Source organism: Bifidobacterium saimiriisciurei, assembly GCF_010667655.1.
Classification (GTDB): domain Bacteria; phylum Actinomycetota; class Actinomycetes; order Actinomycetales; family Bifidobacteriaceae; genus Galliscardovia; species Galliscardovia saimiriisciurei.
In genome coordinates, this window is record NZ_WHZU01000008.1 from 19,804 (window position 1) to 36,722 (window position 16,919).

The 16,919-nt window shown below is 64.0% G+C and carries 8 protein-coding genes, 1 tRNA gene and 1 pseudogene; 2 read left to right on the top strand and 8 right to left on the bottom strand.

Annotation, left to right across the window (positions count from 1 at the left end; genetic code table 11):
* Positions 1-23: 23 nt before the first annotated feature.
* The 7 genes from GFD18_RS05995 to GFD18_RS06030 all read right to left on the bottom strand — a co-directional run bounded on the left by GFD18_RS05995 (position 24) and on the right by GFD18_RS06030 (position 11,343).
* Positions 24-593, bottom strand: a complete 570-nt coding sequence (locus GFD18_RS05995; protein ID WP_163198727.1) for an HTH domain-containing protein — start codon at positions 591-593, stop codon at positions 24-26.
* A 331-nt stretch (positions 594-924) separates the two neighbouring features.
* Positions 925-2,616 (bottom strand): SpaH/EbpB family LPXTG-anchored major pilin, encoded by a 1,692-nt coding sequence (locus GFD18_RS06000; protein ID WP_163198730.1) that lies wholly within the window; start codon positions 2,614-2,616, stop codon positions 925-927.
* 193 nt (positions 2,617-2,809) lie between these two features.
* Entirely contained in the window at positions 2,810-7,012 is a 4,203-nt protein-coding gene (locus GFD18_RS06005; RefSeq protein WP_163198733.1) for a SpaA isopeptide-forming pilin-related protein, read from the bottom strand.
* A 437-nt stretch (positions 7,013-7,449) separates the two neighbouring features.
* Positions 7,450-7,523 (bottom strand) — tRNA-Gly (locus GFD18_RS06010).
* Positions 7,524-7,654: 131 nt separating this feature from the next.
* Positions 7,655-8,584 carry a zinc metalloprotease HtpX gene (gene htpX / locus GFD18_RS06015; protein WP_163198735.1) on the bottom strand — a complete coding sequence of 310 codons (930 nt, stop codon included), beginning with the start codon at positions 8,582-8,584 and terminating at the stop codon, positions 7,655-7,657.
* Positions 8,585-8,681: 97 nt separating this feature from the next.
* The gene (locus tag GFD18_RS11080; protein WP_225432925.1) at positions 8,682-9,740 is read right to left on the bottom strand and encodes a LysR family transcriptional regulator; all 1,059 of its coding nucleotides are present in this window, start codon (positions 9,738-9,740) and stop codon (positions 8,682-8,684) included.
* Between the two features lie 154 nt (positions 9,741-9,894).
* Positions 9,895-11,343 (bottom strand): FAD-dependent oxidoreductase, encoded by a 1,449-nt coding sequence (locus tag GFD18_RS06030; RefSeq protein ID WP_163198738.1) that lies wholly within the window; start codon positions 11,341-11,343, stop codon positions 9,895-9,897.
* Between the two features lie 246 nt (positions 11,344-11,589).
* On the opposite strand from GFD18_RS06030, the gene GFD18_RS06035 reads away from it, so the two are divergent.
* Positions 11,590-13,116 carry an amino acid permease gene (locus GFD18_RS06035; protein ID WP_163198740.1) on the top strand — a complete coding sequence of 509 codons (1,527 nt, stop codon included), beginning with the start codon at positions 11,590-11,592 and terminating at the stop codon, positions 13,114-13,116.
* A 158-nt stretch (positions 13,117-13,274) separates the two neighbouring features.
* On the top strand, positions 13,275-14,270 hold the full coding sequence (locus GFD18_RS06040; RefSeq protein WP_163198979.1) for an asparaginase: 996 nt from the start codon (positions 13,275-13,277) through the stop codon (positions 14,268-14,270).
* Positions 14,271-14,802: 532 nt separating this feature from the next.
* Here GFD18_RS06040 and GFD18_RS06045 read toward each other — a convergent pair.
* Positions 14,803-16,914 (bottom strand): annotated as a pseudogene (locus GFD18_RS06045) (HAD-IC family P-type ATPase); the annotation flags it as partial.
* Positions 16,915-16,919 lie beyond the last annotated feature (5 nt).

Here is a 16,919-nt window from a genome sequence, read left to right on the forward strand (position 1 = left end):
TTCGGTATGAGCCGCCGGCCGGTCTACGCGCCGGCTTTCTTCCTATGACGCGCCTTGCTGGCGGCCAATTCGCGCTCAAGCGTGGCGACCCGCTGCTCCAGCACGGCGATGTAGTGGGACTGCTGGGAGATCACCAGTTCGGGCATCATTCCCGATTCGGATGAGATATGCCACGCAGACACCCGCTCCTGAGCCGCGACCGGCTCGGCAACAGACGAAGACGAAGCCGCCGAAACCGCCGGGGAAGCCGATGCAACAGAAGCAGACGAAGCAACAGCCGGCACAGCAACCGAAGCACCGGCGGCCTTAACGCCGGAGGCGTCATCCCCTTCGGCGTCGAGGGGACTGTTCTTCCAGCGGGCGATGCAGCGTTCGATGCGTTTCGCGCCGATCAATGTGGGGGCGAGTCCCGCTTCGCGGAAGAGTTCGGTCGGCGATGCGCCGGCCCGGTACCGTTCCACGCAATGCCGCCTGAACGCCTTCGAGTATCGGATACGCGTCTCCGACACCTCGCGCACGGCCGGCAGGCCTCGCAGATACGCCTGCTGTTCGGGGGTGAATCGCTTCCCTGCGACCTTCCCTACTGTGAACATTCCCGCGTTGGGATCATTCCCGGAATCGTTCCCGCTCATCATTCATCGACCATCCTTACGAACGCGGCGGTTCGGTGGAATCATCGTCGCCCACGCATGTCATCGCCCATGCATGTCGTCTCCCACGTTCTGAAGACCACGTCCGTCGAAAACATAAACGAATGGGCATGAAGGCAAAACGCTCGCCTTCATGCCCGTCATACCGATTTGCCTTCCTCTTCGGCAAAGGCAAAGAGGAAGGCAAATCATGCCGTTGGCGCGGCACCGGCATTAGTCAGCCGTGCCACGCCAGCGACAGCAATTGCACTGCCGGGTCAGCGACAGGACACTGTCAGCGACGCAGTGCGCGGCTGGCGCTGCGGCTCTTGGTGTGCACCGCGAAGGCGGCACCCGCGAGCACGAGGCCCAGCGTGACGAACATCGCGGTTCCAGCGGCACCGGTGAGCGGCAGCTGGGTGATGTTCTTCGCGTTCTGCAGGGTGATGGTGGCCTTGCCGGAGTCAACCGTGGCGAAGGACTGCAGGCCGCCACCGTTGGCCAGCGTGTACTTCAGGTTGGTCACCGTGGCGGAAGCACCGGTGCCGTTGATCGTGCCGCTGATGGTGAACTTGAAGGTCGCGTCGGAAGGCAGGACATGGCCGGCCGGGGCCTTGGTCTCCTTCACCGTGTAGGTGTGGGAGAAGGAGAAGTTGCCGGCGTCCGCGTCGGGGAGGAAGATGCCGCCCAGGCCGTCGAGGGAGAGCTCGCCCTTATCGTTGGTCGTGCCAGTCCACTTGGAACCGTCGGTGCCGGTGACCTCGAATTCGGCGTCGGCAAGCTTTTCGCCGGTGGTCTTATCGGTCTTGATGATCTTGACCGGGAAGTTGAAGATCTTCTTTTCCGGACCGGGGTTGTAGCCGGGCTTGTCCCTGTCGTTCTCCTCGCCGGGCTTGTTGGAGTATTCCACGCCCGGGGTGTTGACAACGCCTGCGCTGAGATCGGCGTTCACGTGAACCTTGTAGGACACGGTCACGGGCTTGCCGGCCAGGGCCTCGGAGTAGAACACGGAGTCGTCTACAGCGGTGCCGGTGAACTGCTTCTGGATGTAGTCGGAGAAGTCGATGCGGAAGGCGACGGCCTTCTTGGCGTCCGTGGTGGTCGTGGTCATGGCTTCGTTGGTGTAGTAGGTCACCGTGTAGTCGCCGGCGGTCAGCGTGTCATCGCCGATCTTGACCGACGGGAATTCGCCGGTGTAGTAGACCTTGCTCGGCGCGTCCTTGGCGGCGAACTTATCGACGAGTCGGTAGGTGTAGTTCTTCACGCGGTAGCCCACGTAGTTCGGCACCTTGGAGTCCAGCGTGTAGGTGACGTCCTTGCCCTTGGACGGGGTCACGTTGTCGACGTCCTTGGTGACGGTGGGGAGCTGGTTCTTCATCTCCACCGTGCCGGCGGAAAGGTCTTCGGTCAGGCCATTGTCCTTGGTCCACGGGGTGCCGACGAGGATAGGCAGCGCCTTGGTGGAGGACTGGCTCGGGGCCTGGTCGACGATCAGCCACAGGCCGACGGAACCGAGGTCGACGGTGCGGGAGGTGCCGGTGCCGGCCACCTTGGAGGCGTCGAGGTCGGTCAGCGTCAGGTGGGCGGCCAGGTAGTCGGCGAACTTGCGGGTCGTGCCGTTGCCCAGCCAGTTGCCGGTGCCGGACTGGTCGAGCTTGTTGTTTTCGACGGCCCACTCCAGCGGATCGCCGCTCGTCGGCACGCCGGTCACGCCGGCAGCGGCCAGCGCGGCACGGTACGTGGTCTCGTTGCCGGCCGGGGTCTTCACGCCGGCGGCGCCGCTCGTCACCGCGTAGTCGGCGACCTTGGCCACCTTGTAGGTGTGATCGGTGAACTGCGCCTCGTCAGTCGCGTTCAGCGTGACGGTCGTGGTCGTCGGCAGCGTCACGGCAGCGTTGGCCGCGGTCACGCCGAGAGCGAGGCCGCTGATGCCGACCGCAAGGGAGGCAAGGGCGGCGAAGCCCTTTTTGAACAATGAACCCTTCATCAGAATCCATACCTTTCTCCAACTCCTTCGACGCCGGTGATCAACCGGTAGGATGAGGAGCTGATTGTTGTTGGTTACCAACCGCAATCAACCCGTTCGGCGGCGTTTCTCACGCCAATGAACTCCGCCGCCGAACGGCCTAATCGCACCCGTCGCACGCAATGACGCATGCCACGGAAGTCTCTTTTCAATGTCAGATCATCGTCACCGTCTTGCGACGACGCCATTCGTTCCAGATGGCCCCGGCGAGCACGGCGATCAGTCCGATGCCGCCGCCGACGATCAGCCACGCACGGGCCGTTCCATCGCCGCCGGTGAGGGGCAGGAAGGAGAGGAACGGACGGTTCGGGACCGGAAGCACCTGACCTGCGTTGGCACGGTCCGCCCACTTCCACTGCCACTTGTTGGTGGACGTGGAGCTTGCGTCATACCACACGCTCAGCGTGCGTTCGGTCGTGTCGAGCCGGTAGCCGTTCGGGGCCTTGGTCTCGACCAGCGTGTACTGGATCGGATCGTCCTTGGTGGCGTATCGGGTCGGGTTGATTTGGACTTTCAGCCAGCCGGTCCGACTGTCGAGATCCGCGCTACCGTTGTCGGCGACGACGATCGTGTCGTAGGAGTTACGCGTGTTCGTCAGCTTCCATTCCGATCCGGGCAGCAGCTTCGACGTATTCGCGGAGCTGACCTTCGTCCACAGCGGCTGTACCGGCATCGAGTTACCGACCTTGCCGTTGTCCGAGCCGACCTTGGTGCTGGCTCCCGGCTTGACGGTCACCGTGTACTTCGGATGATCGGACGGCAGGTAGTACCCGGTCGGGGCCTTGGTCTCCTCGAGCACGTAGTCGCCCGGCTTGAGGTTCGGCACCATGAACACGCCGTCCGGCATGCCCTGCGTCAGCACCGACGAACCGGCCTTGATGTCGCAGCCGACGCCGTACGAGCATGCGGACCAGTCCGTGCCCGTGCCGGCAACCGGCTTCACCGCGCGGAGCTTCCATTCCGAACCGGTGAGGAAGTTCGTGGACGAGCCGCTTTCCGCGTTGTCGACCTTGTACCACACCAGCGAGCCCGGCTGCAGTCGGTTGGCGATATCGATGCTCAGGTCTTCCGGCGTGGTGGTCGGTCCGGCCACGGTATCGCCGTTCGGCGCCAGCCACGTATAGGTGCGGGTGACCTTGCCCATGATCATATTGCCGCTCTTCGTGGTGGCGATCTGCAGCTTGTAGGCACCGGAGACCTTCTGGTATCCGTCGGGCGCGGTCTTCTCGGTCAGAGAGTAGGTGGTCGTGACGGTACTGTTGGCAAGCGGGGATGCCGTCTCGGGAATCAGCACCTTGAAGACGCCGTCCTTCGTGTCCTGGTCGTACGAGCCGTTGTCCGACACGTCCGCGCCGTTCTTGAACGGGTCGTCCGTCGTGCAGTTGGACTCGCACTTGAGCGTCCATACAGAGCCCTTCAGCAGAGTATCCGCATCTCCGTCGGCAATCTTGCGCCAGCTGACCGGCACGCCCTTGTGGTTGACGATGCCCGAGCCGAGCGTAGACACTTCGGTGTCCTTATTGCCTTCCACCGTCACCGTGTAGGTTTCGGTGCTCAGGATATAACCGTCCGGGGCCTTCGTCTCACGCAAGGTGTACCGGCCGGATGCGAGCGACCCGACCTTGAACTCGCCGACGGCCGAATTCGTGTCGTTTTCGCCGTCCGAGTTCGGGGTCCTGTCCTTCACCACGATGGTCTTCGCGCCTGTGGTGCCGTCGGTGCAATCACCGGTCGAGGCGGCGCACGGTCCGGTGAGTGTCCACTCCGATCCCGCCAGACGAGCGCTGATGCTATCGGAGGGGCGCTTGTACCAGCTGATGGAACCTGTCTGCTTCTCGTTCGGCACGGACTCGTAGGTGGTGCCGTAGGGCTCGCCCTGCAGCTTGGCGGGATTGCTTTCGGTGGTGTTCGCCGTGATGGTGAACCCGTATATGGCGTCCGACTTGTTGTAGCCGTCCGGCGCCTTGGTCTCCCAGATCTGATAGGAGCCGGTCGGCAGGCCGGACACCAGGAACTCACCGTTGGTGTCGTTGCGGTCGTAGTCGCCGTTGTCGACCACGTCCCATTGCACGTTTCCATCGTTGCTGCTGATATGCCATTCGGAGCCGGCAAGACGGGTCTGCGTATCCGCATCCACCTTGTTCCACATCACCGCGCCCTTGATGCGCGTGTTGGGCACCTTGCCGTCGGTATTGCCGTTCACGGTAAGGGTGGTGATGCCGCCGCCGTTGGACACGGAGAACGTGTAGGTGGTGTTGTCCTTGGTGTATCCGTCAGGCGCCTGGGTCTCCTTGAGGGTCCACGTGCCTGCCTCGAGGTCGGTCACCTGCAGGTAGCCGGGGCGTGCATCCTTGTCGGAGGCGTCATTGTCTGTCACGTTCTTGACCGTGGAGCCCTTGGAGAGCTGCCACTTGGAGCCCGGCAGAGCCTGTCCGCGATCGTCGGCATCGACCTTCGACCACTGCACACCGCCAGCGGGGCAGGAGGTCATGGCGTTGCCGATCCACGGGAAGTTGTGGTGCTCCTGGGCCATGCCCACACCAAGACCGTGGTTGCCATCCGATCGCAGATCGTTCTGCGGGTAAACCTGCGACATCCACAGGTCACCGCCGACGAACAGGCGTCCATTGGTGCTTACCCATGTCTCCGTAGAGCTGGCATTGGCGGCGAGAACGCTGCCCGGCAAGGCGGCACCGGCGTCGCCGCCCACGGAATCGTTGTCGTATCCGCCCACCTGGTTGTAGTAGTTGTTGAGGTCCTTCTTCATGCTGTCCGGGAAGGGCGCCCACTTGTCACCGTTGCGAATCTTGAGCGTGCCGGTCACATCGGGGAAGTTCCACATGATAGAGCCGGAAGCCACGGCGAAGCTATTGTCCATCTCGGCGACCTTCTGGACATCCTCGCCGTTCCAGCCGAATCGCCAGCCGGTGTTCATGGTCAGGTTGCCGCTGGAATCGGCGCCGGTCACGTTCACCAGCACGGAAGCGCCGGAGGGGATGTTCTGGAAGTCGTAGTAGACGCCGGTGGCACCGGTGTTCTTGAACTGTTCGTTCACCTTCGACATGTCCAGAGTGAACACCTGCAGCTTGTTCGCCTTGTTGCCGTCGCCCTTGAAGGTGACGTGTACTTCTTTCAGGTTCAGCTGCGTATAACGACGCCAGTAGTTACCCAGCGAATCATTCACGAGCTTCTGATCGGTACGGGGATCGTTGTCGGTCGCCCAGTCGTAACGCGGCGAATCCACGCCGACCACCCATTTGCTCGCGGTGTTGGGCGTGGCATCGATGGTGGCATTCGCGAAATGCACGTTATCGTAGGCGATGCCGTTACCCGGCTTCGTATCCGAAAGGCTCTTCGAAAGCGTCTTGATCTTGGAATCGAAACCGTTGTAGTCGACGCCATTCACATCACGCAGGGCTGTTTCCTTGCCCATACGGTGATCGACCAGAGGAACGCCGGGGCTGTCGCTGTCCTTCACCGAACGCTTATCATCCGTCACCACGCCGGCCGGCCAGGAGTTCCAGCCACCGATGCGTCCCCTGGTACCAAACCAACGGTTCTGGGAGCTGTCGTAGGAACCGGTCAGAGCGAACACCTTGTTGGATGCATCCGCGTTTCCGCCAACGGCAAGGGAAGTGCCCAGATTCGGAGCAGGGTGACCGGAGCCCCAAGACACACGTCCCATCCAGATATCGCGGCTGCTCACGGTACCCTGATTACCGCTCAGGTTGCCGCCGATCACCGTAACGCCTTCGATTTCGGAAAGATATCCTTGCAGACCACCGTTGTAGGGGGAATTGGCGCCGTTGTACAGCGTCTGAGTCTTAGAAGCGGAATTTGGAACGGGAACACCGGAGTACAAGTTGTCCTTCGCGTAAATCGACGCACCGGCATCCGTGGACAGCACGCTCGCACCGCCCCACTGCAGCTGATCACCAGGAACGCATTCCTGAAGCCCCGAGGTGGCCCGTGCGGCGCGACTGCTCTTGAACGTTTCGTAGGACTGCGTATCGTTCGTCGCATTGGTGTTGGATGTCGCCGCACTGCTGGACTTCGTCTTTGCGGCAGACTTGGAACTGTTGCCGTCGGCCGCCTTGCTCTTCTGGGCGGAGGCCTGCTTCTTCGCAGCGCTGGACTTGGACTGCGTGGCGCTCTTCGAGGCGGCGTCACTGGAGGTGGAGTCGGAACCGGTCTTCTTCGACGTGTTCTTCGACGTTTCGGAATTCGTTGCCGAGCTATCGCCCGTCTGCCCCTGCTGGGACTGCGACTGGGTTTGCTGCGACTGGGTCGACGCGGTTTCTCCGCTCGAAACCGGATCGTCAGCGGCGAACGCGGCCGGCACACCGGCCAGCAGCATTGCCCCCGCAACCGAGCAGGCCGCGATACGGGAGATCAGACGAAAAGCCCCCCCCCTGGCGTTTTCCTCATCTGGCTCATAACCTTTACTCTCCTTCGCAATTCCTCACCGCACGGATGCCGGTTTCCCCATCAGCGTCCATGCAGTCCTAGTCGAAAGTATAGGGTGCCCACCCCCTAGACTTTGTACAATACCCCGTCAATGCCCCCGATATTGTCTGCACCCAATCCTCGGCACCAAGTAGAACCCGTGAATATTCAACGATTCGCACCATCCACAGAAAGCCGGCCCACCGCGCAATGCAGTGCCGCCCCCCTGCGCCTTCGATGAATCGCGCGCGCCTTTCCCGTGCCTTTTTCGCGCCTTTTTATGGGCGTAACCGACGTTTCCCATCCTCGGAAAACAAAAAAGACCGCTGGAATTCCAACGGTCCTCAGTGGAGCGGACGACGGGAGTCGAACCCGCCTCTAAAGCTTGGGAAGCTTTCATTCTACCGATGAACTACGTCCGCAGAATCGCGCAATCACACAACCATCAGCCGCACGTTTGCACAAAGCATCAGTCTAGCACAGCGTGTGCCAGACGCCGAGCGCGCGGCGAAAAACAACGCGGCACCCGGCTCTCGCCTGCCGCCGCGACCGCCTACCGCAGCGAAATGCGCTGACCGGGCACGGCTCCGGCCTGCCGCAGTTCGTGGCTCATCTGCATGAGCCGGCGAATGCGCTCCTCGGTCGGCGGATGCGTGGAGAACAGCCGGCTGAAACCGCGCGCGGAGAACGGATTGGCGATCATCAGCGCGGCGGCGCTTTGCGTGCCGGCGGTCTGGCGCATCGGCGACATCTGCACGCCGGCGTCGATCTTGCTCAGCGCCGAAGCGAGCGCCTCGGGGTCGCCGGTCAGACGGCTGCCGTCCTCGTCGGCGTCGAATTCACGCGTGCGGCTGATGGCCATCTGAATGAGCGATGCACCGATCGGCGCGAGAATCATGCTGACCAGCAGGCCGATGAGGCCGCCGCCGCGATTCTCGCCGTCGCGGTCGCTTCCGCCGCCGAAATACATGAGCGAATAACCGAGGTACGTGATCACGGTGGACATGGCCGACGCGATGGCGCCGGTGAGAATATCACGATTGTAGACGTGCATGAGTTCGTGGCCGAGCACGCCGCGAATCTCGCGTTCGTTGAGCAGCTGGAGAATGCCCTGCGTGCAGCAGACCGCCGCATGGCGTTCGTTGCGGCCGGTGGCGAACGCGTTGGGCGACATCGTGGGCGCGATGTAGATGCGCGGCATGGGTTTGCCGGCGCGGGCGGAGAGCTCGCGGACGATGCGGTACAGTCCCGGCGCCTCCTGTTCGGAGACCTGACGCGCGCCCATCGACGCGATGGCGAGCTTGTCGGAGAACCAGTACGAGACGAATGTGGTGCCGAGGCCGATGCAGATGTAGATGCCGAGCGTTCCTCGGCTGCCGCCGGTGAGCCACCATATGAGCATGATGATCGCCCACATCAGCGCAAACAACAGTGTGGTCTTCAAACCGTTGAAATGACCACGCACGCGAATTTCTCGGTCCATGGGACCAAACGTAACTATTGAGACTGGAGATTTGCTGAATGTCGGTTGTTAACGCTGCACATGACGGCGAGGCGCCGGCCGTCCACGCAGCCGCCCCCTATCGTTGTTCGAATGCCGGAAGCGGCTGGAGATAGTGGCGGGCGGTCTCGGCGAGCTCGTTGCGCAGCAGGCCGAGGGACTCGCGCGTATCGTTGGCGCGCGTGAGGATGCCGACCTGACGGCTGGCGTTGGCGTCGCGCAGCGTGCAGGCCACAAGATCGTCCTGCACATGAATCTTCGTGTCGAGCGTGGGCACGATGGAGACGCCCATGCCCATTTCCACAAGATTCTGCGTGGCCCAGTAGTCATCGGTGGAGTGGCGGATGTCGGGCTGGAATCCGGCGCGGGCGGCGAGTTTGAGCAGGTTTGCGCGGCAGGTGGCGCAGCCGGCGATCCATGCCTCGTCGTGCGCGGCGGTGAGGTCGACCGGTTCGTGGTTCCGTTCGTATGCCTTGCCGATGTCGCTCGCACGACGCACCAGAAGCCGCAGCGGATCGGCGCCGAGCGGTTCGAAATGCAGGGATTCGTCGATACGCAGGAAATGCGGGAGCGTATCGTAGCGGAAGATGATGGCCGCGTCGGCCTCGCCTCCCGTCACCTGCTCCACGGCCTCCGGCGGCTCCATCTGCGCAAGGCTGATCTCGAGGCGCGGCGTGGTGCCGGCGGCGTTTGCCGCGTTTGTTGCGGCTCCGTTCGCGAAGGCCCCGTTCTCGCCGCTGCCGGCCGTGCCGGATTCGTCGGATTGACGGGCCTTTTCGTTGGCGATGCTGAGGCGCACGACCGTTTTCGCCACGATGGTCGAGCAGATGGACGGCGGGGCGACGATGCGCAGATGGGCGAAACTGCCGCGGCGATAGTCCTCGAGCTGGCGCTGCGCCTGGGCGAGCTCGTCGGCCATGGCGCCGCCGTGACGGGCGAGCATGGCGCCGGCCGGCGTGAGTTCGACGCCGCGCGCGGTGCGGGTGACGAGCTGCATGCCGCATTGGGATTCAAGCTTCTTAATCTGCTGGCTGATCGCCGGCTGGCTCCATCCGAGTGCCTTCGCGGCGGCGGAGAACGAACCACAGCGTTCGATCTGCCATAGGGTCACCAGCATCTGGGGATTGAGTTCAGCCATGCCTTCCAGTGTAGCCGCTGGGTCTTGAACGGCTTGGGAACGGATGAGGGGAGGTTTGGACCTGCGCAAGGTCGCATCCTCCCCTCAGTCGGCTGCGGCCGACGGCTCCCCTCCTTGGCAAGGAGGGGAGCCGGACAAACAAGGCCGAACTACATCACTCGCCGGCGGCGAGCTTGCGCATCTGCTCGGGTTCGATGACCTTCTTGTGCTCGCGGCCTTCCTTCGCGCCTTCGGCGCGCTCGAACTTGTCGATGCGCTTCCAGCCGGCGAAGTCGATGGGCTTGATGCCCTTGCCGGCGAGCAGCTCGTCGATGGACTCGGGGTTGCGGTCCTCGGCGAACAGGCCGTGCTCCGGGGCGGCGGCGAAGTCCTCGAGCATGTGGTTCACGATCATCAGCGCATCGGACTTGGTCGAGCCGATGAGGCCGACCGGGCCGCGCTTGGCCCAACCGGTGGCGTACAGGCGCGGACGCACCTCGCCGCCGTCGGCCTCGGTCGTGATGCGGCCGTCGCCGTTCGCGTTGGCCAGGTGGGCGCCCTTCTCGTCGTAGGCGATGCCCGGCGCCTCGGCCGGCTTGTAGCCGATGGCGTGGTACACGGCCTCGACCGGGTAGTCCACGAATTCGCCGGTGCGGTGCATCTTGCCGTCGGCGCCGGTCTCGGTCACCTCGACGCGGATGCCCGTCACCTTGCCGTCCTCGCCGAGCACCTCGGTGGGCGCGGAGTTGAAGTGGATGTAGTACTTGCGGTCGGCGGGGTTGCCTTCGAAGTCCACGTCGCCGTCGTCTTCCATGTCCTCGGCCATCTCGCGGATGGTGAAGAGCTCCTCGACCATCTGGCGGGCGAGCTTGTCCTTGCCGGCCACCTCGATGGTCTCCTCGTCGAGGTCGAAGTCGTCCTCGTTGATGATGAGCTGCACGCCGGGCAGCTTCTCCATCTCGCGAAGCTCCTGCACCGAGAACTTGGCCTGGGCCACGCCACGGCGGATGAACAGGTGCAGCACCTTGGCCTTGTTCTTCTGGATGCCCTCGTACACGTTGTCGGGGATGTCGGTCTTGGCCTTGAGGTCGTCGGCGTTGCGCATGAGCTCTCGCGCCACGTCCATGGCCACGTTGCCGCCGCCGATCACGGCCACGTTCTCGGCGTCGAGCGGCCATTCGCGAGCGCCGGTGGGGTATCCGTCGTACCATTCGACGAACTTGGCGGCACCGTACACGCCTTCGAGGTCCGAGCCGGGCAGACCGAGCGGCTTGTCCTTCACGGCGCCGGTGGCGAACAGCACGGCGTCGTAGCGGGCGAGCAGTTCGTCGAGCGTGACGTCCTTGCCGAATTCCACGTCGCAGTAGAGGTGGATGTTCGGGTTGTCGAGCGTCTTCTCGAGCGCGCCGGCGATGAATTTGATGGACGGATGGTCGGGGGCCACGCCGTAGCGGACCAGGCCGAACGGCACGGGCAGCTTCTCGAACAGGTCGATGCGCGCGGTGGCGGGCAGACCCAGCTCCTCGCTGCGCTTGGCGAGCTGCTTGAGCAGGATGTCGGAGGAATATACGCCGGCCGGGCCGGAGCCGATCACGGCAATACGAAGTTCATTGTTTTCAGTCACGCATTACAGCGTAACGCATTTGAGGCTTACGGAACAGAGGGATTCACGAGGATATGACAATCGTCTCGTTAACTCCGTTGACCAATCGCCGTCCTATGATGTTGACGTTTGTGCGTACATCGATTTACGACGGCCGTCGCGCCCCGCGCGCGGCCGATGCGCATGCCCGACACGATATCCCGTCGATGTCCCCAATACTGCGGATTCGCGGATATCCCCGATATATCAACCGATATAAGGAATGTCATGACAGAGAAGAAAGAAGAGGTGACGACGGCCACATCACCGACCGCCGCCAATCAGCCGGCCAACGCCGACGCAGCAACCACGACCGCGGCCGCGAAGACCGCGACGAAGGCCCACGTCACGCAGGACAAGAGCGACGCCGGCTACGCGAAGGACCTCAAGCCCCGCCACATCCAGATGATCGCCATCGGCGGCTCCATCGGCACCGGCCTGTTCCTCGGCGCCGGCGGCCGCCTGTCGCAGGGCGGCGCGGGCCTGACCATCGCCTACGCCATCTGCGGCGTCTTCGCGTTCCTCATGGTGCGCGCGCTCGGCGAGCTCGCCATCCGCCGCCCGTCCTCCGGCGCGTTCGTCTCCTACGCCCGCGAGTTCCTCGGCGAGAAGGGCGCGTACATCACCGGCTGGATGTTCTTCCTCGACTGGTCCACCACCGTCATGGCCGACATCACCGCCGTGGCCGTGTACTTCCACTACTGGCAGGCGTTCCAGGTCGTGCCGCAGTGGGTGCTGGCCCTCGGCGCGCTGGCGCTGGTGTTCGTCCTCAACATGATGAGCGTGAAGATGTTCGGCGAGGCCGAGTTCTGGTTCGCCGCCATCAAGGTGTTCACCATCCTCGCGTTCATGGCCATCGCCATCTGGGCCATCGTCACGGGCGCCCCGGTCGGCGACACGCACGCCGGCATCGCCAACATCACCGAGCACGGCGGCTTCTTCCCGATGGGCATCGCCCCGGTCTTCGCCCTCACGCTGGGCGTCGTCTTCGCGTTCGGCGGCACCGAGATGGTCGGCGTCGCTGCCGGCGAGGCCAAGGAGGCCAAGCAGGTCCTGCCCAAGGCCATCAACTCGATGATCATCCGAATCTTCGTCTTCTACGTCGGCTCCGTCATCCTCATGGCGCTGGTGCTGCCGTACACCGCCTACTCGTCGAACGAGTCGCCGTTCGTCACGTTCTTCTCCGGCATCGGCATCCCGCACGCCGGCGACGTGATCCAGGTGGTCGTGCTCACCGCCGCCCTCTCCTCGCTGAACGCCGGCCTGTACGCCACGGGCCGTACGCTGCGTTCGATGGCCGTGGCCGGCTCGGGTCCGAAGTTCGCCGCCCGCATGAACAAGCACCACATCCCGTATGGCGGCATCATCATCACGTCCGCCCTCGGTCTGATCGGCGTGGTCCTCAACGCCGTGCTGCCGGCCGACGCGTTCGAGATCATCATGAACCTGGCCGGCATCGGCATCGCCGGCACGTGGGCCGCCATCCTCGTCACCCATCTTGCGTTCCTCAAGAAGGTCAAGGCCGGCGAGGAGACGCGTCCGGAGTACCGCATGCCCGGCGCCCCGTACACGAACTACGTGTCACTGCTGTTCTTCGCCATCGTCGTGATCTCGAACCTCACGAGCGCGTCCGGCCGTTGGACGCTCGCGCTGTTCGTGGTCGTCGTCATCGCGATGGTCATCGGCTGGTACTACGTGCGCGGCCGCATCGACGGCAACCTCATGGACGAGATGCTCGACACCAACGAGGACTGATCTTTCGCCCCCGATCTTTCGGCGGCTCCCCCGCGAACGGCGGGGAGCCGCCGAACGTATGCGAGGCCGGGGTCTGCCGAGCCTATCCTGTCTATATATACGTAATTCATATACGTAATTCCCCAATACGGAATTTCAATCGTGGAAAGGACGCGATGATGCGCATTCATATCACGTATACCGGCGGCACGATCGGCATGGTCGATTCGCCGCATGGACTCGTTCCCGGCGCCGACATGCGCGGCTGGCTGTACGGCCTCATCAACGGCACGCAGATCGCGCCCGACCAGGTCTCGTTCACCGAGCTCGACCCGCTCATCGACTCGTCGAACGCCACGCCCGCGAACTGGCAGGCCATCGTCGACGACCTGCGCTCGCATTACGACGACGCCGACGCGTTCATCATCTTGCACGGCACCGATACGATGAGCTATTCGTCGGCCGCCGTCTCGTATGCGCTCACGGATTTCGACAAGCCCGTGGTGTTCACCGGCTCGCAGTACCCGCTCGGCATGGTCGAGACCGACGCGACGGCCAACGTGACGGGCGCGCTCAACGCCGTGCTCAGCGGCCGCGCACATGGCGTCTCGCTGTTCTTCGGTCATCATCTCATCGCCGGCAATCGCGTGAGCAAGGTGTCGTCGTGGGCGTTCGAGGGATTCGCGGCGCCGTCGGTCGGCCTGCTCGCGCAGACGGGCGCGCCGTGGCATTGGGAGCCGTATGAGAGCCGCGGTCTCGGATGGGCCGATCCCAAGCCGTACACGCGTCATGACGTGGCCGTCATCGACATGGCGCCGGGTATTACGGCGGCCCGCCTGGAGGCCATGTTCACGCCGCGACCCGAGGCCGTGCTGATTCGCGCGTATGGCGTGGGCAACGTGCCATGCGACGAGCCGGGCCTGACCGACGCGATCGCCGCGCTGCTCGCCGAGGACATTCCCGTGGTCGTGGCGTCGCAGTGCCAGCAGGCCACGGTGCTGCTCGGCCATTACGAGGCCGGCGACGCGATCGCCCGCGCGGGCGCGATCGGCACGGGCGATATGACGCTCGAGGCCGCGTATGCCAAGATCGTGTTCCTGCTGTCGCAGGGACTGACCGGCCGCGAGCTCGCCGAATGGATTCCCAAGCCCATCGCCGGCGAAATCACCGCGTAGCGTCGGTTATAACGCACCCATCCGTAAAAGCCGCCTCGTCGGGATGCCACGAGGCGGCTTTTACGCATCCATGCGTTATAACCTCCTCTGGCACCATCCCAGCGTCGGCTTTTGCATACGCTTGCGTTATAACCGACGCAATGCTCTGCTGAGCGGTGGTTATAACGCACTCGTGGGTAAAAGCCGCCACTAAGTAGTGGCCAGCGTCGGCTTTTGCGCACATATGCGTTATAACCACCATGGTTCCTGTTCGTTGCAATCACTACAACCAACAGGAACCCGCCGTACTTCTCGGTTCCCGTCCGTTGCATCACCTACGACGAACGGGAACCGAACCCATCCCACGGTTCCTGTTGGTTACGCAAAACACAACGGATGGGAATCGGAAACGTCCCATGATTCCCATCGGTTGCGTAAGTTGCAACGGACAGGAACCGTATCGGATCTCCGGTTCCTGTCGGCTGCAATCATTACAACCAACAGGAATCCGCCGTACTTCTCGGTTCCTGTCGGTTGCGTGGAGCGTCGAGCGTCAGTCGCGGTCGATGAGCGCAGTGAGCGCCCAGAGGATGCTGACCACGTCGATGGCCTCTTGCATGAACGCGCCGACGACCACGGGAATCAGGTTGAACGCGGCCGCCACCATGCCGACCAGCGCCAGTCCCAGACCGAGCAGCACGGCCTGCATCATCACGCGCTTGGTGCGCCGCGCGATGGCGACGGCGTTCGGCACGGCGGCGATGTCGTCGTTCATGATGACCACCTGCGCGGACTGCGACGCGGCCGTGCTCGTGCCGTCGGTGATGGCCATGCCGATGTCGGCCACGGCCAATACGGGTGCGTCGTTCACGCCGTCGCCCACCATCATAGTCACGGATTTCGTGGTGGATTCTCCCACGAACCGCTGCAACGCGCGATCCCACCACGGCTGCTTGCGCGGCTGTTCCAGCGTGGCCGCGCGCACGGCGTTCACCTTGTCTTCGGGGAACAGTTCGGATTTGACGTCGTCGATGCCGACCTCGGCTGCGATGACGTTCGCCGACGCGGCCTTGTCGCCGGTGAGCATGGAAAGCCGCCGAATACCCAGTGAACGCAGTCGTTCCAACGATTCCTTGGCGTTGGCGCGCGGCACGTCCTTGAGGACGATGCGCGCGACGAGCCTGCCGTCGACGGCCACATAGGCGGCCATTTCGTCGGGCGCGAGATCGGCGAAATGATCGGAGGGAAAGAGCGCGTCGCGCATGGCATGGTTCCGGGCGCGGGCGGCGGCCTTGTCGGCGCGCTCGCGCAGAGCGGCGGACGACGACAAAGGACGGTCCGCCTTGAGAACCTTGCGGAAACCGGTGCTTCGCGGAGCCTCGCCGACGCCGCGCGGGCCGAAGTCGGCCGATGACCTTGACGCCGCAGCCTCGGAAACCGGTGTGGATACCACGCGGAAGCCGTGCCCAGTCCGTTCCGGCAACGAGGATGACGGCGAAGCCGATGGACCTGATGCCACGGATTCCGGCGACACCGGTGCCGGTGACGCCGCCGCGGAAGCCGACGCCAATACACCCGGCAATACGGCGAACTGGTCGGCGACCGCGCCCATGCCGCGCATGCCGGCGGTCACGAATCCGAATCGTCCGACGCGAACGTTGTGGCCGTTGACCTCGCCGCTGACGCCGTTGCCGGCGTCCTCCTCGATATGCCGCACCACCGGATAGGCGCGGCCATGCCCCGGCCTGCCGTTCTCCGGACAGTTGCGCTGGCCGGCGGCATATTGCGTGTGAAGCCGCTCGACCGCCGCCGAACCCGCCTTGGCGATGCCCTTGGCGAGGATGTGCACCGAATAGCTTTCCACCACGCCGGCGAACATGAGGATATGGTCCTCGTTGAGTGCGGCGGGCCGGGACTTCGCCTGCCCGGCAGACACCGCCGACCGCGCCACGCCTGATGTGCCCGACACCTCGGCAACGCCCGACAATGGACCGGTGTCCCCAGTGTCCGACACCTCAGCAGCAGCCTCCGTCCCTGCGCCAGAACCCGACGGCACGGCCACCACGCCGACCGGCTTGTCGACGCGCACGACCTGCGGCTTCTTGACAGTCAGCGTGCCGGTCTTGTCGAAGAAGATATGCGAGACGCGGCCAAGATTCTCCAGCACCTCCTGCGCCTTGATGAGGATGCCGGCCTTCGCGAGCCGTCCGGTACCGGCCATGTAGGCCACGGGCGCGGCGATGAGCAGCGGACAGGGCGTGGCGAGCACGAGCACCTGGGCGAATCGCGTGGGCACGCCGGAGATGATCCACGCCGCGCACGCGATGATGAACGAGACCACGGTGAACGGCACGGCCAGCAGGTCGGCGGTCTTCACCACGGTGGCGCGCGAGCTCTGCGCCGACCGCACGAGCTCGAGGATGCGCTGGTACTGCGAGTCACGCGACAGCTCGGTGGCACGCATGGTGAGCATGGTGGCGCCGTTCACCGCGCCCGACATCACGCGCGCGCCGACGAACACCTCGCGCGGCATCGGTTCGCCGTTGATGTTGGAAAGGTCGAGCGTTGCCGAACCGCTGAGCAGTTCGCCGTCGACGGGTACGGTCTCGCCCGGCAGCACCTGCAGCACATCGCCGCGCCGCACCTGCTCGACCGGCACCGTACGCAGAT

What these genes read in the sequence shown, in the direction of transcription:
- GFD18_RS05995 (WP_163198727.1), bottom strand. Translation starts at nt 593, where the DNA reads ATGTTCACAGTAGGGAAGGTCGCAGGGAAGCGATTCACCCCCGAACAG.
- GFD18_RS06000 (WP_163198730.1), bottom strand. Translation starts at nt 2,616, where the DNA reads ATGAAGGGTTCATTGTTCAAAAAGGGCTTCGCCGCCCTTGCCTCCCTT.
- GFD18_RS06005 (WP_163198733.1), bottom strand. Translation starts at nt 7,012, where the DNA reads ATGCTGCTGGCCGGTGTGCCGGCCGCGTTCGCCGCTGACGATCCGGTT.
- htpX (WP_163198735.1), bottom strand. Translation starts at nt 8,584, where the DNA reads ATGGACCGAGAAATTCGCGTGCGTGGTCATTTCAACGGTTTGAAGACC.
- GFD18_RS11080 (WP_225432925.1), bottom strand. Translation starts at nt 9,740, where the DNA reads ATGGCTGAACTCAATCCCCAGATGCTGGTGACCCTATGGCAGATCGAA.
- GFD18_RS06035 (WP_163198740.1), top strand. Translation starts at nt 11,590, where the DNA reads ATGACAGAGAAGAAAGAAGAGGTGACGACGGCCACATCACCGACCGCC.
- GFD18_RS06040 (WP_163198979.1), top strand. Translation starts at nt 13,275, where the DNA reads ATGCGCATTCATATCACGTATACCGGCGGCACGATCGGCATGGTCGAT.